Source organism: Streptomyces sp. NBC_01478, from assembly GCF_036227225.1.
Lineage (GTDB): Bacteria > Actinomycetota > Actinomycetes > Streptomycetales > Streptomycetaceae > Streptomyces.
Window position 1 is genome coordinate 3,641,049 of the sequence record NZ_CP109444.1, and the last position, 19,142, is coordinate 3,660,190.

7 protein-coding genes are annotated in these 19,142 nt (G+C 68.3%); 5 read left to right on the forward strand and 2 right to left on the reverse strand.

Features of this window, described 5'->3' with window-relative positions; genetic code table 11:
• Nucleotides 1-449: 449 nt before the first annotated feature.
• The gene (gene pglW / locus OG223_RS16395) at nucleotides 450-5,162 is read left to right on the forward strand and encodes a BREX system serine/threonine kinase PglW (protein ID WP_329248521.1); all 4,713 of its coding nucleotides are present in this window, start codon (nucleotides 450-452) and stop codon (nucleotides 5,160-5,162) included.
• Nucleotides 5,134-8,769, forward strand: coding sequence for a BREX-2 system adenine-specific DNA-methyltransferase PglX (gene pglX / locus OG223_RS16400; RefSeq protein ID WP_329248524.1), 3,636 nt, complete (start codon nucleotides 5,134-5,136; stop codon nucleotides 8,767-8,769). Before pglW ends, pglX begins: the two co-directional genes overlap by 29 nt.
• 62 nt (nucleotides 8,770-8,831) lie before the next feature.
• Here pglX and OG223_RS16405 read toward each other — a convergent pair whose 3' ends face one another.
• A complete protein-coding gene (locus tag OG223_RS16405) occupies nucleotides 8,832-9,041 on the reverse strand; it encodes a DUF397 domain-containing protein (protein ID WP_329248527.1) in 210 nt (69 codons plus the stop codon).
• Nucleotides 9,023-9,865 carry a helix-turn-helix domain-containing protein gene (locus OG223_RS16410; RefSeq protein ID WP_329248530.1) on the reverse strand — a complete coding sequence of 281 codons (843 nt, stop codon included), beginning with the start codon at nucleotides 9,863-9,865 and terminating at the stop codon, nucleotides 9,023-9,025. The genes OG223_RS16405 and OG223_RS16410 overlap by 19 nt, the downstream gene beginning before the upstream one ends.
• A 449-nt stretch (nucleotides 9,866-10,314) precedes the next feature.
• Between OG223_RS16410 and OG223_RS16415 the strand changes: the two genes are divergently transcribed.
• From OG223_RS16415 to pglZ, 3 genes are all read left to right on the forward strand, one after another.
• Entirely contained in the window at nucleotides 10,315-12,255 is a 1,941-nt protein-coding gene (locus tag OG223_RS16415; protein ID WP_329248533.1) for a DUF2075 domain-containing protein, read from the forward strand.
• A 90-nt stretch (nucleotides 12,256-12,345) separates the two neighbouring features.
• On the forward strand, nucleotides 12,346-16,236 hold the full coding sequence (gene pglY, locus OG223_RS16420) for a BREX-2 system ATPase PglY (protein WP_329248535.1): 3,891 nt from the start codon (nucleotides 12,346-12,348) through the stop codon (nucleotides 16,234-16,236).
• A complete protein-coding gene (gene pglZ / locus OG223_RS16425; protein WP_329248538.1) occupies nucleotides 16,233-19,133 on the forward strand; it encodes a BREX-2 system phosphatase PglZ in 2,901 nt (966 codons plus the stop codon). The genes pglY and pglZ overlap by 4 nt, the downstream gene beginning before the upstream one ends.
• The last annotated feature ends 9 nt before the right edge of the window (nucleotides 19,134-19,142 follow it).

The following is a 19,142-nucleotide window of genomic DNA, read 5'->3' on the forward strand; positions in this document are numbered from 1 at the left end:
CCGGGGTGGTCGCAGCGCATGACGACGCCATCGGGGATCCGGCCTCCTTGTGCCCAAGCCATTTCACGGCGGTCGAGTTGCAGGGACCGCTCATAAGCGCACGACCAACCGGTGAGGCGTCCCACGCACGTCTCACCTTCAGGACGGCGGCGGCACCCATCGCGTTGCCTGTTGCCGACTGACACGATCGGAATCGACGTACCAACGCCCGTCAAATGGTGTCAGCTCGCCGTACCTTGCGGGCAGCATCGACCGGCTCACCGATGGCGAAGCCGCCCTCTCAGGCAACTCCCGGCTAGGCAGCTTCCGGCTGCGGCCTTCACAAACCGGCGCACCTGTTGTCGGTGGCCGCGGCTAGGATTCACCAGGTCCGCGACTCGGTGGAAACGGTGCGTAAAGCCAGGAGCGGACAGTCACTGGAGACGCGGGACAAGAGGCGGGGACGGCGCATGCGGCAAGGCCGGTGGACCACGGTCACCGAGTCCGAGTTCGACCATGAACACCGTGGCCTGGAAGCCGTCCGGGAGAAACTACCGGACGCCGACCCCTGGCGGGCGTGGTCGAACTTCACCTTCACCGCCCACACCGGTCACGTCCGCGAGGTCGATCTCCTCGTCGTCGCCCCCGGCGGCGTCTACATGATCGAGCTCAAGGACTGGCACGGCTCCGTGACAAGCGAGAACGGCACCTGGGTGCAGACCACCCCCGGTGGCCATCGCCGCCCGCACGGCAACCCGCTCCACCTGGTCAACAAGAAGGCGAAGGAGCTGGCCGGCCTGCTCGGCCAGAACGGCAGGCGAATGTGGGTCGGCGAGGCCGTCTGCTTCACCGACGGCGGTCTGCGCGTCCGTCTGCCCGCACACGACCAGAACGGCGTCCACACCGTTGACGAGCTGGTCGCGATGCTGCAGGAACGGCCTCGTGACGAGCGGCGCCGCATCACGGCCGTCGAATCCCGCGAGATCAGGACCGCGCTCGAACGGATCGGCATCCGGCGCAGTGACGCCGAGTACAAGGTCGGCCCGTACCAGTTGGACCGCAAGTCCTTTGATTCGGGCCCGACTTGGGCCGACTACAAGGCGAGCCACAGCGAGCTGCCCGAGGTGGCCCGCGTCCGCGTCTACCTCAGCGAGCGCGGCTCGGACGCGTCGATCCGGCGGTCGGTGGAGAACGCGGCCCGCCGTGAGGCGGCCGTCCTCCAGCGGTTCAAGCACCCGGGTGTCGTCCAACTCAAGCAGTACTACCCGTCCGGGCACACCGCGGGCCCGGCCCTGATCTTCGACTATGACCCGCGCACGCTCCGCCTGGACGAGTACCTGCTCCAGTACGGCAAGAGCCTCGACATCCTCGGCCGGATGGCGCTGGTCCGCCAGCTCGCCGAGACGATGCGTTCCGCGCACTCCGCCCGCATCCACCACCGGGCGCTGGCCGCCCGTGCCGTGCACGTCGTCCCCCGCGACCGGGGCCGCCGTGGGCAGACGGTCGGTGAGGACGCCGCCTGGCTCACCCCGCGCCTGGAGATCTCGGACTGGCAGATCGCCACCCAGCGCGCCTCCGGGACGGACGGCGACAGTGGACAGGGCATGACCCGCTTCGCACCGACCGCGCTCTCGGCGATGCACCTGGCAGAGGGCTCCGACCCGTACTTCGCCCCGGAGTTGACCGCTCTCAAGGCCGATCCGGTCTACCTGGACGTGTACGGCCTCGGCGTCCTCACGTATCTCCTGGTCACAGGCAAGGCGCCGGCCGCAAGTCAGGCAGAGCTGCTGGCACGGTTGGAGGCGGGCGAGGGGCTGCGCCCCAGCTCGTTGGTCGACGATCTCTCCGAGGACATCGACTTCCTCGTCCAGGCGGCGACCGCCTACCGGCCCGGACAGCGCCTGTCCTCGGTGGACGAGTTTCTGGAGATGCTGGAGATCGTCGAGGACGGCCTGACCGCCCCGACCTCGCCACCCGACCCCGAACCGGCCGAGGACCCCGAGAAGGACCCCCTCGAAGCGGTGGCAGGTGACGTACTCGGCGGGCGCTGGGAAGTCCGCCGCCGCCTCGGCACCGGCTCCACCAGCCGGGCCTTTCTCGTCCGCGACCTTCAGGCCGAAGCGCGCAAGACCAGGCCGCTCGCCGTCCTGAAGGTGGCCCTCTCGGACAGCCGGGGCCAAGTGCTGGTCCACGAGGCCGAGGTGATGAACCGGCTGCGCCCCGACTCGCGAGTGATCCGGCTCGTCGAGCCGGAACCCCTGCGCATCGGGTCCCGCACGGTCCTCGCCCTGGAGTACGTGGGCGACGAGCGCGAGGCCACAGAGCAGGGCACCGAGACCGCCGACTCCAGCACCGGCACACGCACCCGCCGTCGCGAGGAGACGGTCGCGCGCCAACTGCGCGAGCACGGCCGGCTGAAGATGGACCAGTTGGAGGCGTACGGCGACTACCTGTTCGGGGCCGTGGACTTCCTGGAGGGCGAGAGCGTATGGCACCGCGACATCAAGCCGGACAACATCGCCATCCGCATCCGCCCCAACCGCACCCGCGAGCTGGTCCTCATCGACTTCTCCCTCGCGGGCTACCCGGCCAAGGACTACGAGGCGGGCACCGACGGCTACCTCGACCCGTTCATCGGCTCCCTGACCCGCACCGCGTACGACTCGCACGCCGAGCGGTACGCGATCGCCGTCACCCTGCACCAGATGGCCTCGCGCGAGCTGCCCAGGTGGGGCGACGGCTCGGTCCCGCCCCGGATGACGGACCCGAAGGTGTTCCCGTACCCGACCGTCCAGGCCGACGCCTTCGAACCGGCCGTACGGGACGGTCTGGTCGCCTTCTTCCGCAAGGCCCTGCACCGGGACGCGGCGAAGCGCTTCCCCGAACTGAAGCCGATGCGGGACGCCTGGAGGAAGATCTTCCTCGACGCCTCGCAGACCGTGCCGTCCAGCCACCGTTCCCGCCACCCCGAGCCCGCCCCGCAGGAGACGGTGGCGGGCGAGCGCGCGGCGGCGATCGCGGACGCCGAACCACTCACTGCCGACGAGCAGCGCGAGCGCCTGGCGGCGGCGGTCACCCGCGACACCCACCTGTCGGCCGCCGGTCTCACCCCGGCCGCCGAGTCCTTCCTCTACGGCCTTGAGATCACCACCGTCGGCGGCCTCCTCGACTACAGCCGCAGCAAGCTGCTCAACGCGCCGGGCCTCGGCACAAAGACCCGCACCGAGGTCCAGCGCCGCCAGCGCCAGTGGGGCAAGCTGCTGCGCGAGGCACCGCTCTCCCCGCTCACCCCGAAGGGCCGAGCGGAGGCGAAGGAGGAACTCGCCCAGCTCACCGCCACCGAGTCGGCGGTCGCCGGAGCCCTGGCCCTGGGCGAGGGAGCGGCAGGCCTGAGCGAGTCCGCACTGCGCTCGCTGAGCCTCGACCTCCTCGCCACACTCTTCGTCCCGGAGCTGAACAACAATCGCTCCAACAGCAACAAGGTCGAGATGGTACGGCTGTTGCTGCGTCTCCCGGACGAGCACGGTGAGCTGCCCGGCATCGGAGTCTGGCCCAAGCAGAAGGACGTGGCGGAAGCACTCGGCCTGTCCGCCGGGCGCATCCCACAGATGCTGAAGGAGGAGCGCAAGCGCTGGAAGAAGCATCCTGGGGTCCAGGCACTGCGCGACGAGATCGTGGGCCTGCTGGTGGGCCTCGGCCGGGTCGCCTCGGCCGTGGAGATCGCCGACGCACTCGCCGTACGGCGCGGTACGCAACTGGCGGGACGCGAACAGCGCCGCGCGCTGGCTCTGGCGGCGGTACGGGCGGTCGTGGAAGTGGAGCAACTCCAGCCGGAGGAGGCCGAGTTCCAGCACCAGGCCAACCGCAAGGCGACGGAGGACGCCCTTGCCGCCGGCCTGCTCGCGTTGGACGTGCGGGAGATCGACGCCCCCGATACTCCGACGGCTCCGGGCCTCCTCGACTATGCGACCCGCCTGGGCAGAACCGCCGACCGCCTGACTCGTCTGGAGACTCTGCCGACAGCTACAACAGTGCTGAGCGAGCTGGGCGCGCTGACCCCACCGCCCGGTGCCGTGGACTGGGACGAACGGCGACTGGTTGAACTGGCCGCCGCCGCGTCCGTGAACGCGGCGGCCACGCCCCGACTGGAGATCTACCCGCGCGACCTGCCCCTGGTACGGGCCCTGCGCCTGACCCAGGCCGGCCTGGTGCGGCTGATCCCAGGCGTACCGGAGGCCCGGCAGCCCGGCCTGACGGGCGAGGACGTCCACGAGCGGGTACGGGCCCGCTTCCCGGAGCTGGTCATCAGGGACGTTCGGGGCACGAGCACGCACGAGCTGCCGACGGGCGGTCCACTGACCAAGGCGCTGCGGGATGCGGGCTTCGACCTGACTCTGTCGACGCGCGAGGACACGCGGACGCTCCGCTATCTACCGACGCGGATGGACAGCGCGTCCACCTATCTGACGGGCGGAAACTGGCGCCCGTCGACGGAGGCCGGCGCAGCAACCCGCTACTCCGACGACCCGCTCGTAGCGGGCGGAGTCCGCGCGGACGAACGGCTGTTGGCCTCAGCCAGGCGGGACGGCTACCGGGTCCTGACGGTGCACCATGAACGTACGGTCGAGGCGGTACGGAGGCTGTCGGGCCTCCGCATCGCCGCACAGGCGGTCTCCGTGACGGAACTCTTCCTGAAGTCGATGCACGCCCTGGTCCCCCCGGGCACGAAGCCGACCTGGGAAACGCTGCTGAAGGCAGACGTCGCGGAGCCGGGCTCGCGGGGAGCACTGAAGTTCACCGAATACGCGCGGACCGCCTGGGGCACGGTGGAGCCGCAGGTACGGGAACTACTCGCCCCGGGCGCCGGTTCGGGCCCGGTCCTGCTGACCGAGGTGACCGTGTTCGCTCGCTACGACGGCATGGGCGTCCTCGACCGGCTCGCAGAGGCGGCTCGACAGGGCGGGCGCGGACTGTGGCTGCTGGTGCCGCAGCCGGACCCGGGGCGTGAACCAAAGCTGGGGCACACGGCGGTGGCGTACCAAGTGGGCCTGGGCGAGTGGATCGACCTGCCGGACTCGTGGGTAAGAAAGGAGTACCTGTCCAACCTGACGGACGTGAGTGTCTCAAGCACGAACGGAACGAAGGGGACGACGAGTGATCGACCGCAAGGCCCTGTTGGATGACCTGAAGCAGCAGGTCAAGGCAGTCGAGTCCGACCTTGGCAAGCAGGTCGAGGTGGTGGCGGAGGGCAAGAAGTTGCGCGCCGAGTACGAGCACGCGCGCAAGCGGGGCCGTACGGCGGCAACTTGGAACTCTTGGCTGGACGATCGGGTCACGCAGGTCGCGGTGGCATGGGTGCTGGGGACTGTCTTCGTCCGGTTCTGCGAAGACAACGGGCTGATACCGGAGCCGTACCTGACGGCACCGGAGGCCGATCGGCGGGATCTGGCGCTGGCGCGGTTCGAAGAATACGTCGCGGGGTCGGAGGATCCGACGTACCGGGGCTGGCTTGAGCAGGCGTTCAAAGACCTGGAGTCGGGACAGGCGGGTCGATTGATGTTCGACCGACGACACAACCCGCTGTTTCAGATCCCGTTGTCGCACGACGGCGCGCGAGAGTTAGTGGAGTTCTGGCGTCGGCGGGATGCGGACGGCGCCCTCGTCCACGACTTCACGGACCCGCTGAAGAAGGACGAGGACGGAACGCGAGGATGGGACACACGGTTCCTGGGTGACCTGTATCAGGATCTGAGTGAGTCCGCGCGGAAGACATACGCACTGCTTCAAACGCCGGAGTTCGTGGCGGAGTTCATCCTCGACCGGACGATGGATCCGGCGGTCCGCGAGTTCGGGTACGAGGGCCTGAAGGTGATCGACCCCACGTGTGGGTCGGGGCACTTTGTGCTGGCAGCGTTTCAGCGGCTGGTGCGGCTGTGGGCGGAGGGTCGGCCCGGCAAGGACGCGCATGAGCGGGTGAAGGAGTCGCTGGACTCCGTGCACGGGGTGGACTTATACCCCTTCGCGGTGGCTATTGCTCGGTTCCGGTTGCTGGTGGCGGCTATGGCTGCGAGTGGGGTGCACACGCTGGGGGAGGCGGCTAAGTACGAGTGGCCGATTCATCTGGCGGTGGGTGACTCACTCATCAAGCATCGGCACAAGCAGGGGAACCTGTTTGACGACTTGGAGGAGGAGGGGGCTGATGAGCTGGCCGACTTCAAGTATGAGACTGAAGATGTGCATGAGCACGCGGATATTTTGCGGGCGGGACGGTATCACGTTGTAGTGGGAAATCCGCCATATATTACGGTAAAGGATAAGAAGCTCAATGAGCTTTATCGAGGGCTGTACGATGCGTGCGCGGGGACGTACGCGTTGTCAGTGCCGTTTGCTCAACGGTTTTTCGAGTTGGCCCAGGTTGGGGACGCCGAAGGGCGTGGCTACGGCATGGTCGGCCAGATCACGGCGAACTCGTTCATGAAGAGAGAGTTCGGCACACGACTAATCGAATCCTACTTTGGTCACGAGGTGGAACTAACTGAGGTCGTCGACACATCAGGAGCCTATATCCCTGGGCATGGAACTCCTACCGTCATTTTGATTGGAAAAAGGCGAGGCGGCAATGGACGCTCAGAGACTATCCGTACGGTACGGACCGTCCAGGGTGAGCCTGCCGCTCCGGAAAAGGGCGAGGATGGCCTCGTCTGGAAGGCCATCGTGAGCCAGATCGACGAACCGGAATCGGTGAGCCAGTGGGTCTCCGTGGGCGACCTGGAACGGGAACGATATTTCGGCAGGCAGCCGTGGATGCTTGCCGATGGCGGCTTGGAAATGGTCGAAGGAGTCGAACACACCTCTGTGGCACGCCTCCGGGACGTGGTAGAGGAGATCGGCTATGGCGCGGTCACGCGTGAGGATGATGCGTTCATGATCGGGGCCGGAGCCCTGCGCCGCGGACGTGTCCCGGAGTCCCACCAACGGCCCATCGTGGAAGGTGTCGATGTCCGAGACTACGCCGCATGGGAACCTACTTTCTCCCTTTGGCCGTATTGTGCCGAGGATTTGCAAGCCCAAATTTCCGAGCCAGTTGAGCGAATCCTTTGGCCGTTTCGTGTGCAACTTCGTAATCGCGTCGCCTATGGGAGCACGCAGTTAGAGCGTGGACTCCAGTGGTTTGAGTACTCGATGTTTTTCAAGAAGCGGTATCGCACCCTCCGATCCATTACGTTTGCCTTCGTCTCGACACACAATCACTTCGCCCTAGATCTGGGCGGTAGGGTCTTCAAGCAGACTGCGCCAGTGATCAAGCTTCGAGAGGGGGCCAGTGATACGGAACACCTGCGGCTGCTAGGACTCCTTAACAGCTCCACGGCCTGTTTCTGGCTGCAGCAAGTCTCACACAACAAGGGCGAAGGCGGCGGCGCCCGTGTCGAAGCAGGATATGCAGCTATGGGGAGCGAAGCATGGAAAAATTGCTTCGAGTTCACCGGCACTAAACTGCAGAATTTCCCTCTGCCAGCAGACTATCCCACGCAGCTCGGTGCCGCTCTTGACAGACTCGCAAACGAACTGACTGCCATCAGCCCACGCGGCAGGATGGCCAAGGCAGTTCCTACGCCTGCCATCCTGCGCGAGGCGCGGACTAACTGGCACGCCACTCGGGCCCGCATGATCGCCCTCCAAGAGGAGCTGGACTGGCAGGTCTACTCGCTCTACAACTTGCACTCAGAGGACCTGCGCGTCTCCGAGGACCCCAACTCCCTAGATATCCCTGAACTCGCCCTCGGTGAGCGCGCATTCGAGATCGTGCTCGCCCGTCGGGTCGCCGCAGGCGAGGCCAGTGATGAGTGGTTCAAGCGACACGGGTCCACTCCAGTCACCGAGATGCCCACTCACTGGCCCGCCGCCTACCGCGAGGTCGTTGAGAAGCGGATCGACGCCATCGAGTCGTCCCGCGCCATTGGCATGGTCGAGCGGCCGGAGTACAAGCGGCGCTGGGCCACGGAAGGGTGGGACGCGCTTCAGGAGAAGGCACTGCGGAGCTGGCTGCTCTACCGGATCGAGAACCGCGCACACTGGTTCGACGAGAATGGGATGCCCGCCTTCGTCACCCTCTCACGTCTCACCGACAACCTCTCCCGCGACGAGGACTTCGCCTCTGTCGCCAAGATCTACTCGCCCCACAAGGAACTACACACCATCGTCTCCGAGTTGATGGCCGACGAGCACGTGCCCTTCCTCGCCGCCCTTCGCTACAAGCCCACCGCCCTCAAGAAGCGCGCGGACTGGGAGAACGTCTGGGATCTCCAGCGGCAGGAGGACGCAGCTCCGGACGAGCCGGCAAAGCGGAAGATCCGGGACACCATCCCCGTACCGCCGAAGTACACCTCGGCGGACTTCCTGCGCCCCTCCTACTGGCGGGCCCGCGGCAAGCTGGACGTGCCCAAGGAGCGGTTCATCTCGTACGCGCGGACCAACGTCCCCACCCCCGACCTCTACGGTTGGGCTGGCTGGGACCACCGCGAGCAGGCAGTCGCGCTCGACACATACATCGCCACCCACGAGGGCCTGACCACCGAAGAGGTCACCCCACTCCTCGCCGGGCTGCTGGAACTCCAGCCGTGGCTGAAGCAGTGGCACAACGAGCCCGATCCGCTCTTCGCCCCGACCCCTGCCAAGTTCTTCGAGGGCGACCGGCAGATGGAGCAGGGCAAGCACGGCCTCACCGACGACGACCTGCGCGCCTGGCGCCCAGCCGCCGCGACCAGAGGACGCCGTACCACCAAGAAGTAGTCCGCCAGTTACGCCAACGGCCCCGCGATCGGGACAGATCGCGGGGCCGTTGCCTTGCCTGATCAGTCGCTCAACTGCCCGTTCCTGATTGCGGAAACGAAGGAGGTCCACCCGCCAGTAGGGAACACAAGCAGCGGCCCGTGGGGAACTTTGCTGTCCCGTACCGGGACGACAGCGGCGAAGTCGTCAGAGACCTCGACGCAAGCCCCACCGTCCTGGTTGCTGTAGCTGCTCTTACGCCAGGACGCGGCAGTCAGGTCGATGGATCGCACGTGACTTCCTCCAACATCTGCAGGATGAACTTCCGCGACTCCACCGGGGAAAGCGCCAGGTCGCGCACCGCATCGTACGCCTTCTGCAAACGCACAACAGGGCCAGATTCCTCGATGAGTTCGCCCCGGTATCCATTCTCGGTATACGCGACGGTCCTGCCCTCCGGAAGGAGGAGGTACCACATGTCGGCACTCACGAGACCGTGTAGACCCGCGCTCTGCAGAAGCACATGAACCGTCACGTTCGGCCGCTCGGCCACTTCGGCCACGTACTCCAACTGCCCCCGCCACTCCGCCCCGTCCCGCAACGGCGTCCGCAGCACCGCCTCCGACAGGATCGTCCGGAACGGCGGCGCATCCTTCCCCTCCAACAGCTCCCGCCGCCCCATCCGGGCATCGACCTGCTGCTCAAGTTCCTTCCCCTCAAGCCCGCCCGCCGCCAGCATCTCCCGCGCATACCCCGACGTCTGCAACAACCCCGGCAGCACGCTCACCGCGAAGTGCCACAAGCTCACCGCCTCCGACTCCAGCGCCATGTACCGCCGGTACCGCTCGCGGAACTGCGTATGGTCCCCAGCGGCAAGCTCCCACAACGCGAGCAGCAGCCCCGGCGTCCCGTAGTGCGTGTCGAGGGCCTGGACAACCTCCGGGCTACCGAGCGTCTCGCCGTTCTCCATCTTGCCGAACAACGACCAGTCCCAGCCGAGCCGTTCACCGAGCACCCGCAGGCTCAGCCCGCTCGCTTCCCGTAGCCTCCGCAACTCCTCGGCGAACCGCTGGCGGGGTTCCTGACTGCGGTCGGTGATGACGCGCCGTTGCGGCATACCACTCCCTCCGGGACATGCGCGTGAGCGACGGGGAACGTGTGGAACCACCTCAGCGCGACGGGGAACCATCGCCCCAGCCACAACCCGGCGGCTCACTTCCGGCCGCATCCTCGTAACGACCGGACTACGCAGGGTAATTCACCCAGCGCAACCGGGTCACGGAATCAGCGGAACCGACCTCCGCACCCTCACCCAGGCCGAGTTGCTGAGCACCCTCGTCGCCGATGCCAACTTCCGGAGCAGGCAGTCGAGATGACGGCGCCCTTCCACATCCGACCCGTCCGAAGCCGGGCCTCGACACCTACCTCCCACCCCGTCATGGCCGACTCCGTACCGATCCCCTCCCCGTGATCAACACCCTCACCTAGGATGACGAGAACCAATCTCAGCGGCCCGACGGGCTTCCTGATCCGCCTCGCCACAGCGCGCGGCGGCGCTCGAAGGACATGCCCCCACCCGCACGAGTCTTCTTCGTGCTGCCTGGGGGCATCTCCTTGCTGTTCCGTGAGTCCGCGGCGTCCGTGGCCACCCGCATTCTCGAAGGATCGCTGGCGCTGCATCTGACCGAGAACTTCCGTCACCTGCACGGCCGGAGCGCCGGGCAGTCGGAAATCAGGTCCTGGGAACGCAGCCTCCCGGCTCTCGTCAACGCGCTCATGGACGCCGGGCTCGGTGACGTCGAGGTTCTGATCGAGTACAGCCTGCCGCTCACCAGCAAGCGCGCCGACGCCGTACTCGCGGGCGTACACCCCACCACGGGCGAACCGTCGTACGTCATTGTCGAGTTGAAGCAGTGGAGCGCGGCCTACCCGGAGGAGGACGAGCCGCTGCTGTGCCGGATCGACGCGTACCCGGACGCCGTACTCAACCCGATCGAGCAGGTCCGGGGCTACTGCGAGTACCTGCTGTCGTTCAACGGCGCCCTGGAACGGATGCCGAAGGCCCTCGCCGGGGTGGCCTTCCTGCACAACGCGAACGAAGGTCGCATCGCGGGTCTGCGAGGCGTCAAGGAGGACCAGCACGGCCGCCTGTACACGGGTGAACAGCGCGGCGCCTTCCTGGACTTCCTGCGTTCACGGCTCGCCGCGAAGCCCGGCGCGGAGGCAGCAGACGTACTGCTGAGCGGCAAGATCCGGCCGTCCAAGCAACTGATGGCCGTCGCGGCGGCGGAGATCCGCGACCGCGAGCAGTTCGTGCTCATCGCCGAACAGCGGGTCGCCTACGAGCAGGTCATGTCCGCCGTGCGCAAGGCGAAGCGGTCCAACCACAAGCAGGTCGTCGTCGTGACCGGCGGCCCCGGTTCCGGCAAGAGCGTGGTCGCGCTGTCGCTCCTGGGTGAGCTGTACCGGCAGGGCGTGACCGCTCTGCACGCGACCGGGTCCGCGTCGTTCACCAAGACCATGCGCAAGGTCGCCGGGGCGCGAAAGCCCGCCGTGCAGAAGCTGTTCATGTACTTCAACAGCTTCATGGACGCCGAGCCCAACGACCTCGACGTACTGATCTGCGACGAGGCCCACCGGCTGCGCAAGACTTCCGCCAACCGCTATACGAAGGCGGAACTGCGCACCGGCCGCCCTCAGGTGGCGGAGCTGATCGACGCTGCCCGAGTGCCGGTGTTCCTGCTCGACCAGCACCAGGTGGTGCGGCCCGGGGAGATGGGGACGAAGGCCGAGATCAAGCGGGCCGCCGCCGCGCAGGGTCTGGAATGCACCGTCGTAGAGCTGGACGGGCAGTTCCGGTGCGGTGGCAGTGACGCGTACGAGAAGTGGGTCGTCGACCTGCTCGGGCTGGAGGGCGGCACGCCCAACCCGTGGGAGCCGGACGGCAAGTTGGAACTGCGGACCGCCGAGAGCCCGCAGGAGCTGGAGGACTTCCTCGTTGCCCGCCGTGCGGACGGCTATGGCGCGCGGATGTCGGCCGGCTACTGCTGGAAGTGGACCACCAAGGTCACCCCGGACATGAACGAGCTGCCCGCCGACGTCGCCATCGGGCAGTGGGCGCGGCCCTGGAACGTGTACGGCGACCGGTCCGTGCTCGGTGCGCCGCCCGCACCGCTGTGGGCAACCGACCCGGACGGTTTCGGCCAGGTCGGCTGCGTGTACACCGCGCAGGGCTTCGAGTACGACTGGTCGGGCGTGATCATCGGGCCTGATCTGGTGTGGCGTACGGACCGCTGGGTCGTGGACCGGACGGCGTCCAAGGACCCGATCTTCACGAAGGCGACGCCGGACAGCGAGATCGGCCGGCTGATCCGCAACACCTACAAGGTGCTGCTGACCCGGGGCATGGTCGGCACCATCATCTACTCGACTGACCCGGAGACACGCGAGAAGCTGCGCTCGCTCGTGCATCCGGCGTCCGGAGTGGAAGCGCCCGCCTTCGCGTAGTCATGCGTGTGCGAAAAGTGGTCATGCGTTGCCAGGTACGTCATACCATCGGATGATCCTGCGCAGCCGCTCGTCGGGGAGTGATCGCTCATGTCCCAACAGCCGCTTTTACTCCGCGATGTCATCCATATCAAAGAGTCCATTTCCACGTCGGACTTCGTCCTCCAGCTGTCGGAGGCGACAGCCCCGGAGGGCGCGGAGCGCGCGCTGCGGGATTACGTGGTCACGGAACGGCTGTTGGAGAACTTCGACGAGGCGCTCGGGCTGATCCAGGCCGCGCTCGACGGACATACGTCGAAGGCGGCCTACCTCCACGGGTCGTTCGGTTCCGGTAAGTCGCACTTCATGGCGGTGCTCCATGCTCTGCTCAGCGGGGCCCCGGCGGCCCGCGCGCGAGCGGACTTAGACCCGGTGCTCACCAAGCACGAGTGGCTCGGCACAGAGGGGAAGCGGTTCCTGCTCGTGCCGTACCACATGCTCGGGGCGAAAGCCCTGGAGCAGCGGGTCCTCGGCGGGTACGTCAGCCACGTCAAGAAGCTGCACCCCGAGGCTCCGACGCCACAGGTGTACCGGACGGACGCCCTGTTCGAGGACATCCGCGCGATGCGGTCCCGCCTGGGCGACCAGGCGGTGATCGGCGGCCTCATCTCAGCGGACGGTGGCGACAGCTCGGCCGACGAGGAGGACGAGTGGGGCGAGGCGTTCGGCTGGACACCTGAGCTGCTCGACACCGCGCTCACCGCCGAGGAGGTCCACGAAGGCGGCCAGGCACTCAACCTGGTCAGCCCATCGACGCCCGCCGAGTTGCGGGCGCGGCTGGTGCAGGACGCGAGTACTCACCTGCTGCCGGGCTTCGCGAGGAACGCCGCCGAGGACGAGCACGGGTTCGTCTCGCTCGATGCCGGCCTGTCCGTGATCGCCGAGCACGCCAAGTCGCTTGGCTACGACGGGCTGATCCTGTTCATGGACGAGCTGATCCTCTGGCTCGCGACCCTCATCCACGACCAGAAGTTCGTGGCCAAGGAAGCTGGCAAGATCACCAACTTCGTGGAGGGCGGCGACGCCCGCCGTGCCGTGCCGGTGATCTCGTTCATCGCCCGTCAGCGCGACCTGCGGGAACTGGTCAGCGAGGAGGTGTCGGGCGCGGCCGAGGCGTCCATCCAGGACACGCTCAACCTGGCCTCGGGCCGATTCGACAAGATCACGCTGGAGGACCGCAACCTCCCCCAAGTCGCGCACGCCCGCCTCCTCAAGCCCAAGGACGACGAGTCCGCCGCCCTCGTCGACGCCGAGTTCGAGAAGACCCGCAGGATCCGTCAGGAGGTGTGGGACACCCTTCTGGGCTCGGACCGCGGTGCCGACGGCGTCGGCGCGGACGAGGAGAGCTTCCGGCTGACGTATCCCTTCTCGCCGGCGTTCATGGACACCCTCGTCCACGTGTCGTCCGCGCTCCAGCGCAACCGGACCGGCATGAAGCTGATGGGGCAACTGCTCGCCGCCCACCGGGCCGAGCTGCGGCTGGGTGACCTGATCCCGGTCGGCGACCTGTACCCGCTGATCACGGCGGGGGGCGACAAGCCGTTCACCGACAGCCTCAAGGTGGTCTTCGAGGCGGCCGACAAGCTGTACCGGACCAAGCTGCGGCCGTACCTCCTGCTCACGCACAACGTGACGGAGGAGAACATCGAGCAGTACAGCCACCGGCCCGACAGCGTCACGGACCCCGAACTGCGCGCCCGGATCAAGCAGTTCATCGGTGACAACCGGATCGTCGGCACACTGCTGCTGTCGGCGCTGGCCCCGAGCGTCCCCGCTCTGTCCGACCTGACCATCCGCCGCCTGTCCGCCCTCAACTACGGCTCGGTGGTCGCCCCGATCCCGGGCCGCGAGTACGGCATCCTGAAGAACAAGGTCGCCGAGTGGGCGGGCCGCTTCCCCGAGATCAAGGAGACCGGCACCGAGAGCAACCCGGGCGTCCGGCTCGAACTGTCGGGCGTCGACGTCGACTCGGTGATCGCCAACGCCAACGTCAACGACAACCCCGGCAATCGCGAGGCTCTCGCCAAGCGGCTCCTTGTCGAGGAACTCGGCATCGACCAGACGCAGTTGATCAACGAGGTGCACTTCGCGTGGCGCGGCACCGACCGCAGTGTCGAGGTGGTGTTCGGCAACGTCGCCGACGAGGACGCGCTGCCGGACCATGACCTGATGCCCCAGCAGGACGGGCACTGGCGGATCGTGATCGACCTCCCCTTCGACGAGAGCGAGTGGGGGCCGCGCGAGGACGCCAACCGGATGCAGCGGCTGCGTGAGCGGCAGGGCGAGCCGTCCCGCAGCGTCGCGTGGCTGCCGACCCATCTCTCCAGCCAGCGGTACGCCGACTTCCGCCGTCTCGTCGTCATCGACAAGGCGCTCTCCGACAGCCAGCGGTTCGACGGCCAGTACGCAGGCCATCTGAGTCCCGACAACCGGGCCCGCGCCAAGGGGCTTCTGGAGACCCAGCGGGAGTCGCTGCTCAAGAACGTAAAGGCGGCCTTCAAGCAGGCATACGGCCTGGCGGACAAGAAGGCCACCGACGTGGAGCTCGGTTTCGGGGACCATCTGGAGTCGCTGCGCGAGGTCGAGGGGCTGGTCCTGTCCTTCGGTCAGTCGATGCGGGACGGCATCCGGCACATCGCGGGCAAGCTGCTCGCGAGCCAGTACCCGGACCACCCGAACCTCGACCCCGACAACACCGGCATGGTCGTCAAGCCTGCCGACGCCCGAAAGGTGTTCACACACGTACGGGCCGCCGCCGAGGCTCGCGACGGGCGCGCCGAAGTCCCCGCCCCCGACCGGAATCTGATGCGTCGGGTGGCCACTCCGCTGCGGCTGGGCCTGCAGAAGGAGGCCTACTTCGAGCTGTCGCAGTACTGGGCGGACCACTTCCGGCAGCTCGCCAGCGGGCAGGGCGTGACCGGCGACCTCAGCCTGATCACCCTCACCGACTGGACGGACCGGCCGACACCGCGCGGTCTGCCCGGCTTCCTCGCCCGGCTCGTCGTGGCCTCGTTCGCCGAGATGGACGACCGGGTGTGGGTGCGCGCGGGCACGCCCCTCGACCCAGCGCCCGCCCTGAACGAGATCAAGGACCATGACGCGCTGCGCAGCCAGCCGCTGCCGTCCGAGGAGGACTGGGCAACTGCCCGGCAGCGGTTCACTGCGGTGTTCGGCGAGCCGGCCCCCACCCTGCGGCGTGGCCGCATGGTCAACCAGCTCGCCCGGCAGATCGCCCAGCAGGCGGGCGCCCACCAGGAGGCAGCCCGTGAGCTGGTGACCCAACTGGAGCGGCATGTCGGCTTCCTCCACCTCGACGAGACCGCCGAGGGCGGGCGTCTGGCCCTCGCGCGGCGAGCCGTCGAACTGCTCCAGGCGCTGACACGCTCGGCCGGTCAGGGGGCCGCCGGAGCCCGGAAGACCGTCGAGGCCCTGGCCGCCTTCGACTTCGGAGAGGTCGGCGCGGACCGGTTCGGGACCTCGGTCAAACAGGCCCGCGCGGTGGCCCAGGCGCTGGACTCGACGTCCTGGACCACCCTCGACCTGGCCACCTCGGAGGGCCCCGGGGGAGAGGCGCTGCTGGAGTCCCTGCGCAATGCCGCGCAGAGCGACCAGCGGACCAACGACCTCAAGGAGGCGCTGGCTCGGACGCAGCGCGAAGTGCTGGCACTGGTGAAGCGCAACCGCGCTACGCCGACTCCGCCCCCTGCTCCCCCGGCCCCGGGCCCCAGTGATGTGCCACTCGACACACCGTCGAGTCATCCGTCGGTGCCCGAGCAGCCGCCGAGCCCGGTTCCCTCCCCCTCGGGACGGGTGAAGCGCTCCGGCGGCGGACGGACCACCGCGTCCAAGGCTGTGGCCGAACTCCAGGCAGAGATCGCGGAGTTGGCGGCCCGTGAACCCGGTACCGAGGTCGCGTTCACCTGGCAGGTCGTCGAAGGATGAGCACGGCGACGACCAGCACGGTGGCAGTGCGGCTGAATCTCGCGACGATCACCCAGTACCTGTCGACCCAGAGTTCACTCGCCGACGCCCTCGCAGGCCGGGACCAACGGCGGGCCGTGCTGCTGCGCTCGTCGCCGCAGTGGGACGGACCCGCCGAACACGCCTGGGGCGACGGGCTGTCGGCCCGGATCGCTGCGGCGCCCTCCCCGCTCGCCGTGCACGAACTGCTGCTCGGCCACCTGTCGGGCACGGCGACCGGCCCCGCCCTGCTCGTCGTCCTGACCGACCGCGAACAGAACGAACTCGACCCCGCCATCCTGGCCCGCGCCCACAAGAAGCGCATCGACACGGTGGATAGTTGGGACGTGGTGCGTGACGCGTTCGGAGCGCATCAGGTCGACCAGCGGCTCAGGGACGACAAGTGGGCCGCGGAGGCCCTGCTGGACGCCGCGCCGCCGAGGGGTGGCTGGCCCCGGCTGGGAGGCGGCATCCTGTCGCGCGGCACGGCCCTGTCCGCGCTCGCGCTGCGACGCCTGAGGCTGGGCAGCTACGAGGACGAGACGGCCCGGCAGGACCACACCACGTCCGCCGACCGGCTGGACACTCACGCGTTGCTCGACTGGTCCCTGCTTCCAGGACGTCCGGAGCGCTTCCTGGCGCTGCGCGGCCCCGAACGCGGCGGCCTGGCGGAGTTCCTCGGCGAGGACGACCGAGCCGGACTCGCGGGGCGGGCACTCCTGGCCCTCGTCGAGGCCGAGCACGGACCGGACGCGGTGGCTTTCGGACTCGTCTGCGCCGCCCTGTGGTGCCATGCCGAACCGGACGCGGCCGTCTACACGGCACGCGGTCGCGCAGAGCGCTGGTTCGGAGAGCGTCCCCCGGCGCGGGGCGAGCAACTCGACGCCATGGCGGCCGCCTTCGGCCGTGCCTCGGAGGACTACGTCGGCACGCTCCTCGCTGCAGCCGCCAGGGACGGTGTCGCAGGTTCGGAAGCAGCCCGTGAGGCCCGCCGGACCAGCGACATGGTGCTGGAGCGCGCCTCGGCGCTGGTCCGCCAGTTCGGCGCGGAAGCCGCCGCAAGGAACAGTCCCCTCCTGCCGGCCGGCCTGGACGCCAGGTTCACCACGGTCGGGACTGCCCTGGCAGCCGGTGATCCGGGACCGCTCGACACCGCCGTGCGTTCCCTGAGTGAGCACAGGCGTGCACAAGGGCCGGAGGTCCAGTCGCGGATCGAGCGGACCCGCATGGCGCAGCGACTCGTCCAGTGGCTGGCCACCGAGCCGGCGATGGAGGCGTCTCATGTCGGCGCGGCCATAAAGCGCCATGTCGACGAGACCGCGTGGGTCGACCGGGCCCTGGAACACATCGAGGCCGGCGGGGACTCCGACGACCGGCTGAGGGCCGCCTACGACGCGCTGGCCGAGCGCGTGCGGGAACGCCGGCACGAGATCGACCGCGCCTTCGTCGGCGTCCTCGCGACCTGGACCGCGGCGGGCACCGATCCCGGCGGGATGCTGACGGTGGAGACGTTCCTGGAGCGGGTGGTGAAACCGGTGGTGCGAGGCACCGACCGGCGTGTGCTGCTGATCGTCCTGGACGGGATGAGCGCGGCCATCGCCACCGAGCTGGGTGAGGAACTCCGCGCTTCCTGGGCCGAGTTCGATCCGGTGACCGAGGAGGGCAAACCCCCGCGACGCCGTGCCATGGCCGCGGCTCTCCCCACCCTCACCTCCGTGTCCCGTACTTCGCTGTTCGCAGGCAGACTGACGCAGGGATCGCAGAGCGACGAGGCACAGATGTTCCCCGCCCTCCCGCTCTGGGGCGGAGCGCCGGCGGCCGTGTTCCACAAGGACGACCTGCGGGCCGACAGCGCCGGGGACACGTTCGGGTCCGCGCTCACCGAGGCGCTCATGGACGGCCGTACGCATGTCGCAGTCGTCCTCAACGCGATCGACGACCGGCTCGCCAAGGAACAGAAGCTGGGTGACGGGGCCTGGCGGGTCGGCCACATCCCGGGCCTTCCGGATCTGCTGAGGCTCGCCGCCTCGCAGGGGATGGCCGTGGTCATCACGAGCGACCACGGGCATGTCGTCGACCGGCACGGGCTGAAGGTGGACACCGGCTCACCGCTGTCCGCCCGGCACCGCGCCCCGGACGGCAAGACAGGCCCCGCTGAGGTCGCGCTGCACGGCACCCGGGTGGTCGCGCCGCAGCCGGGAGGCTCGATCGTCGCCCTGTGGGACGCCGACTCGCGGTACACAGCTCGCAAGGCCGGCTATCACGGCGGGGCGTCCCTCGCCGAGTTCACGATTCCGGTCCTGGCTTTCCTGCCGTTCGGGGCACCCCCTCCTCCGGCCTGGCGGGAATTGGGGGATCAGCGACCGACCTGGTGGCTGTTGGAGGAACCCGCGTCGTACGCCGCCACCGTCCAACCCGCCCCGGCGTCCACCGCGAAACGGCCGACGCGGCAGAAGCCGACGAAGGTCCAGGTCCAACTGGCCCGTACTCACGACTCGTTGTTCGACGTCGCCGTGGTCCCGGCGTCCGACGACGCGGAGACGCTGGTGACCGCCACCGTCGTCGGTCCCGACGACGCCCTCGTCTCGGGTCTCTTCGCCTCGGAGGCGTTCCAGGGGCAGATCGGTCTGCTCGCGCGCAAGCCACCGATGGACAAGGTGGAAGGAGCGATCCGGGCCCTGCTCGACGCCGGAGGCACCCTGCCGGTGACGGCCCTCGCCCAGCGCGTGTCCTATCCGACCACCCGGGCCGACGGGTTCGCGGCCATCCTGCGCCAACTGCTCAACTACGACGGAGTGCAGGTCTTGGAGACTCTGCCGGACGGTCGGACCGTCCGCCTCGATCTCTCCCTACTCCGCATGCAGTTCGACCTAGCCTGACGTTTCGTC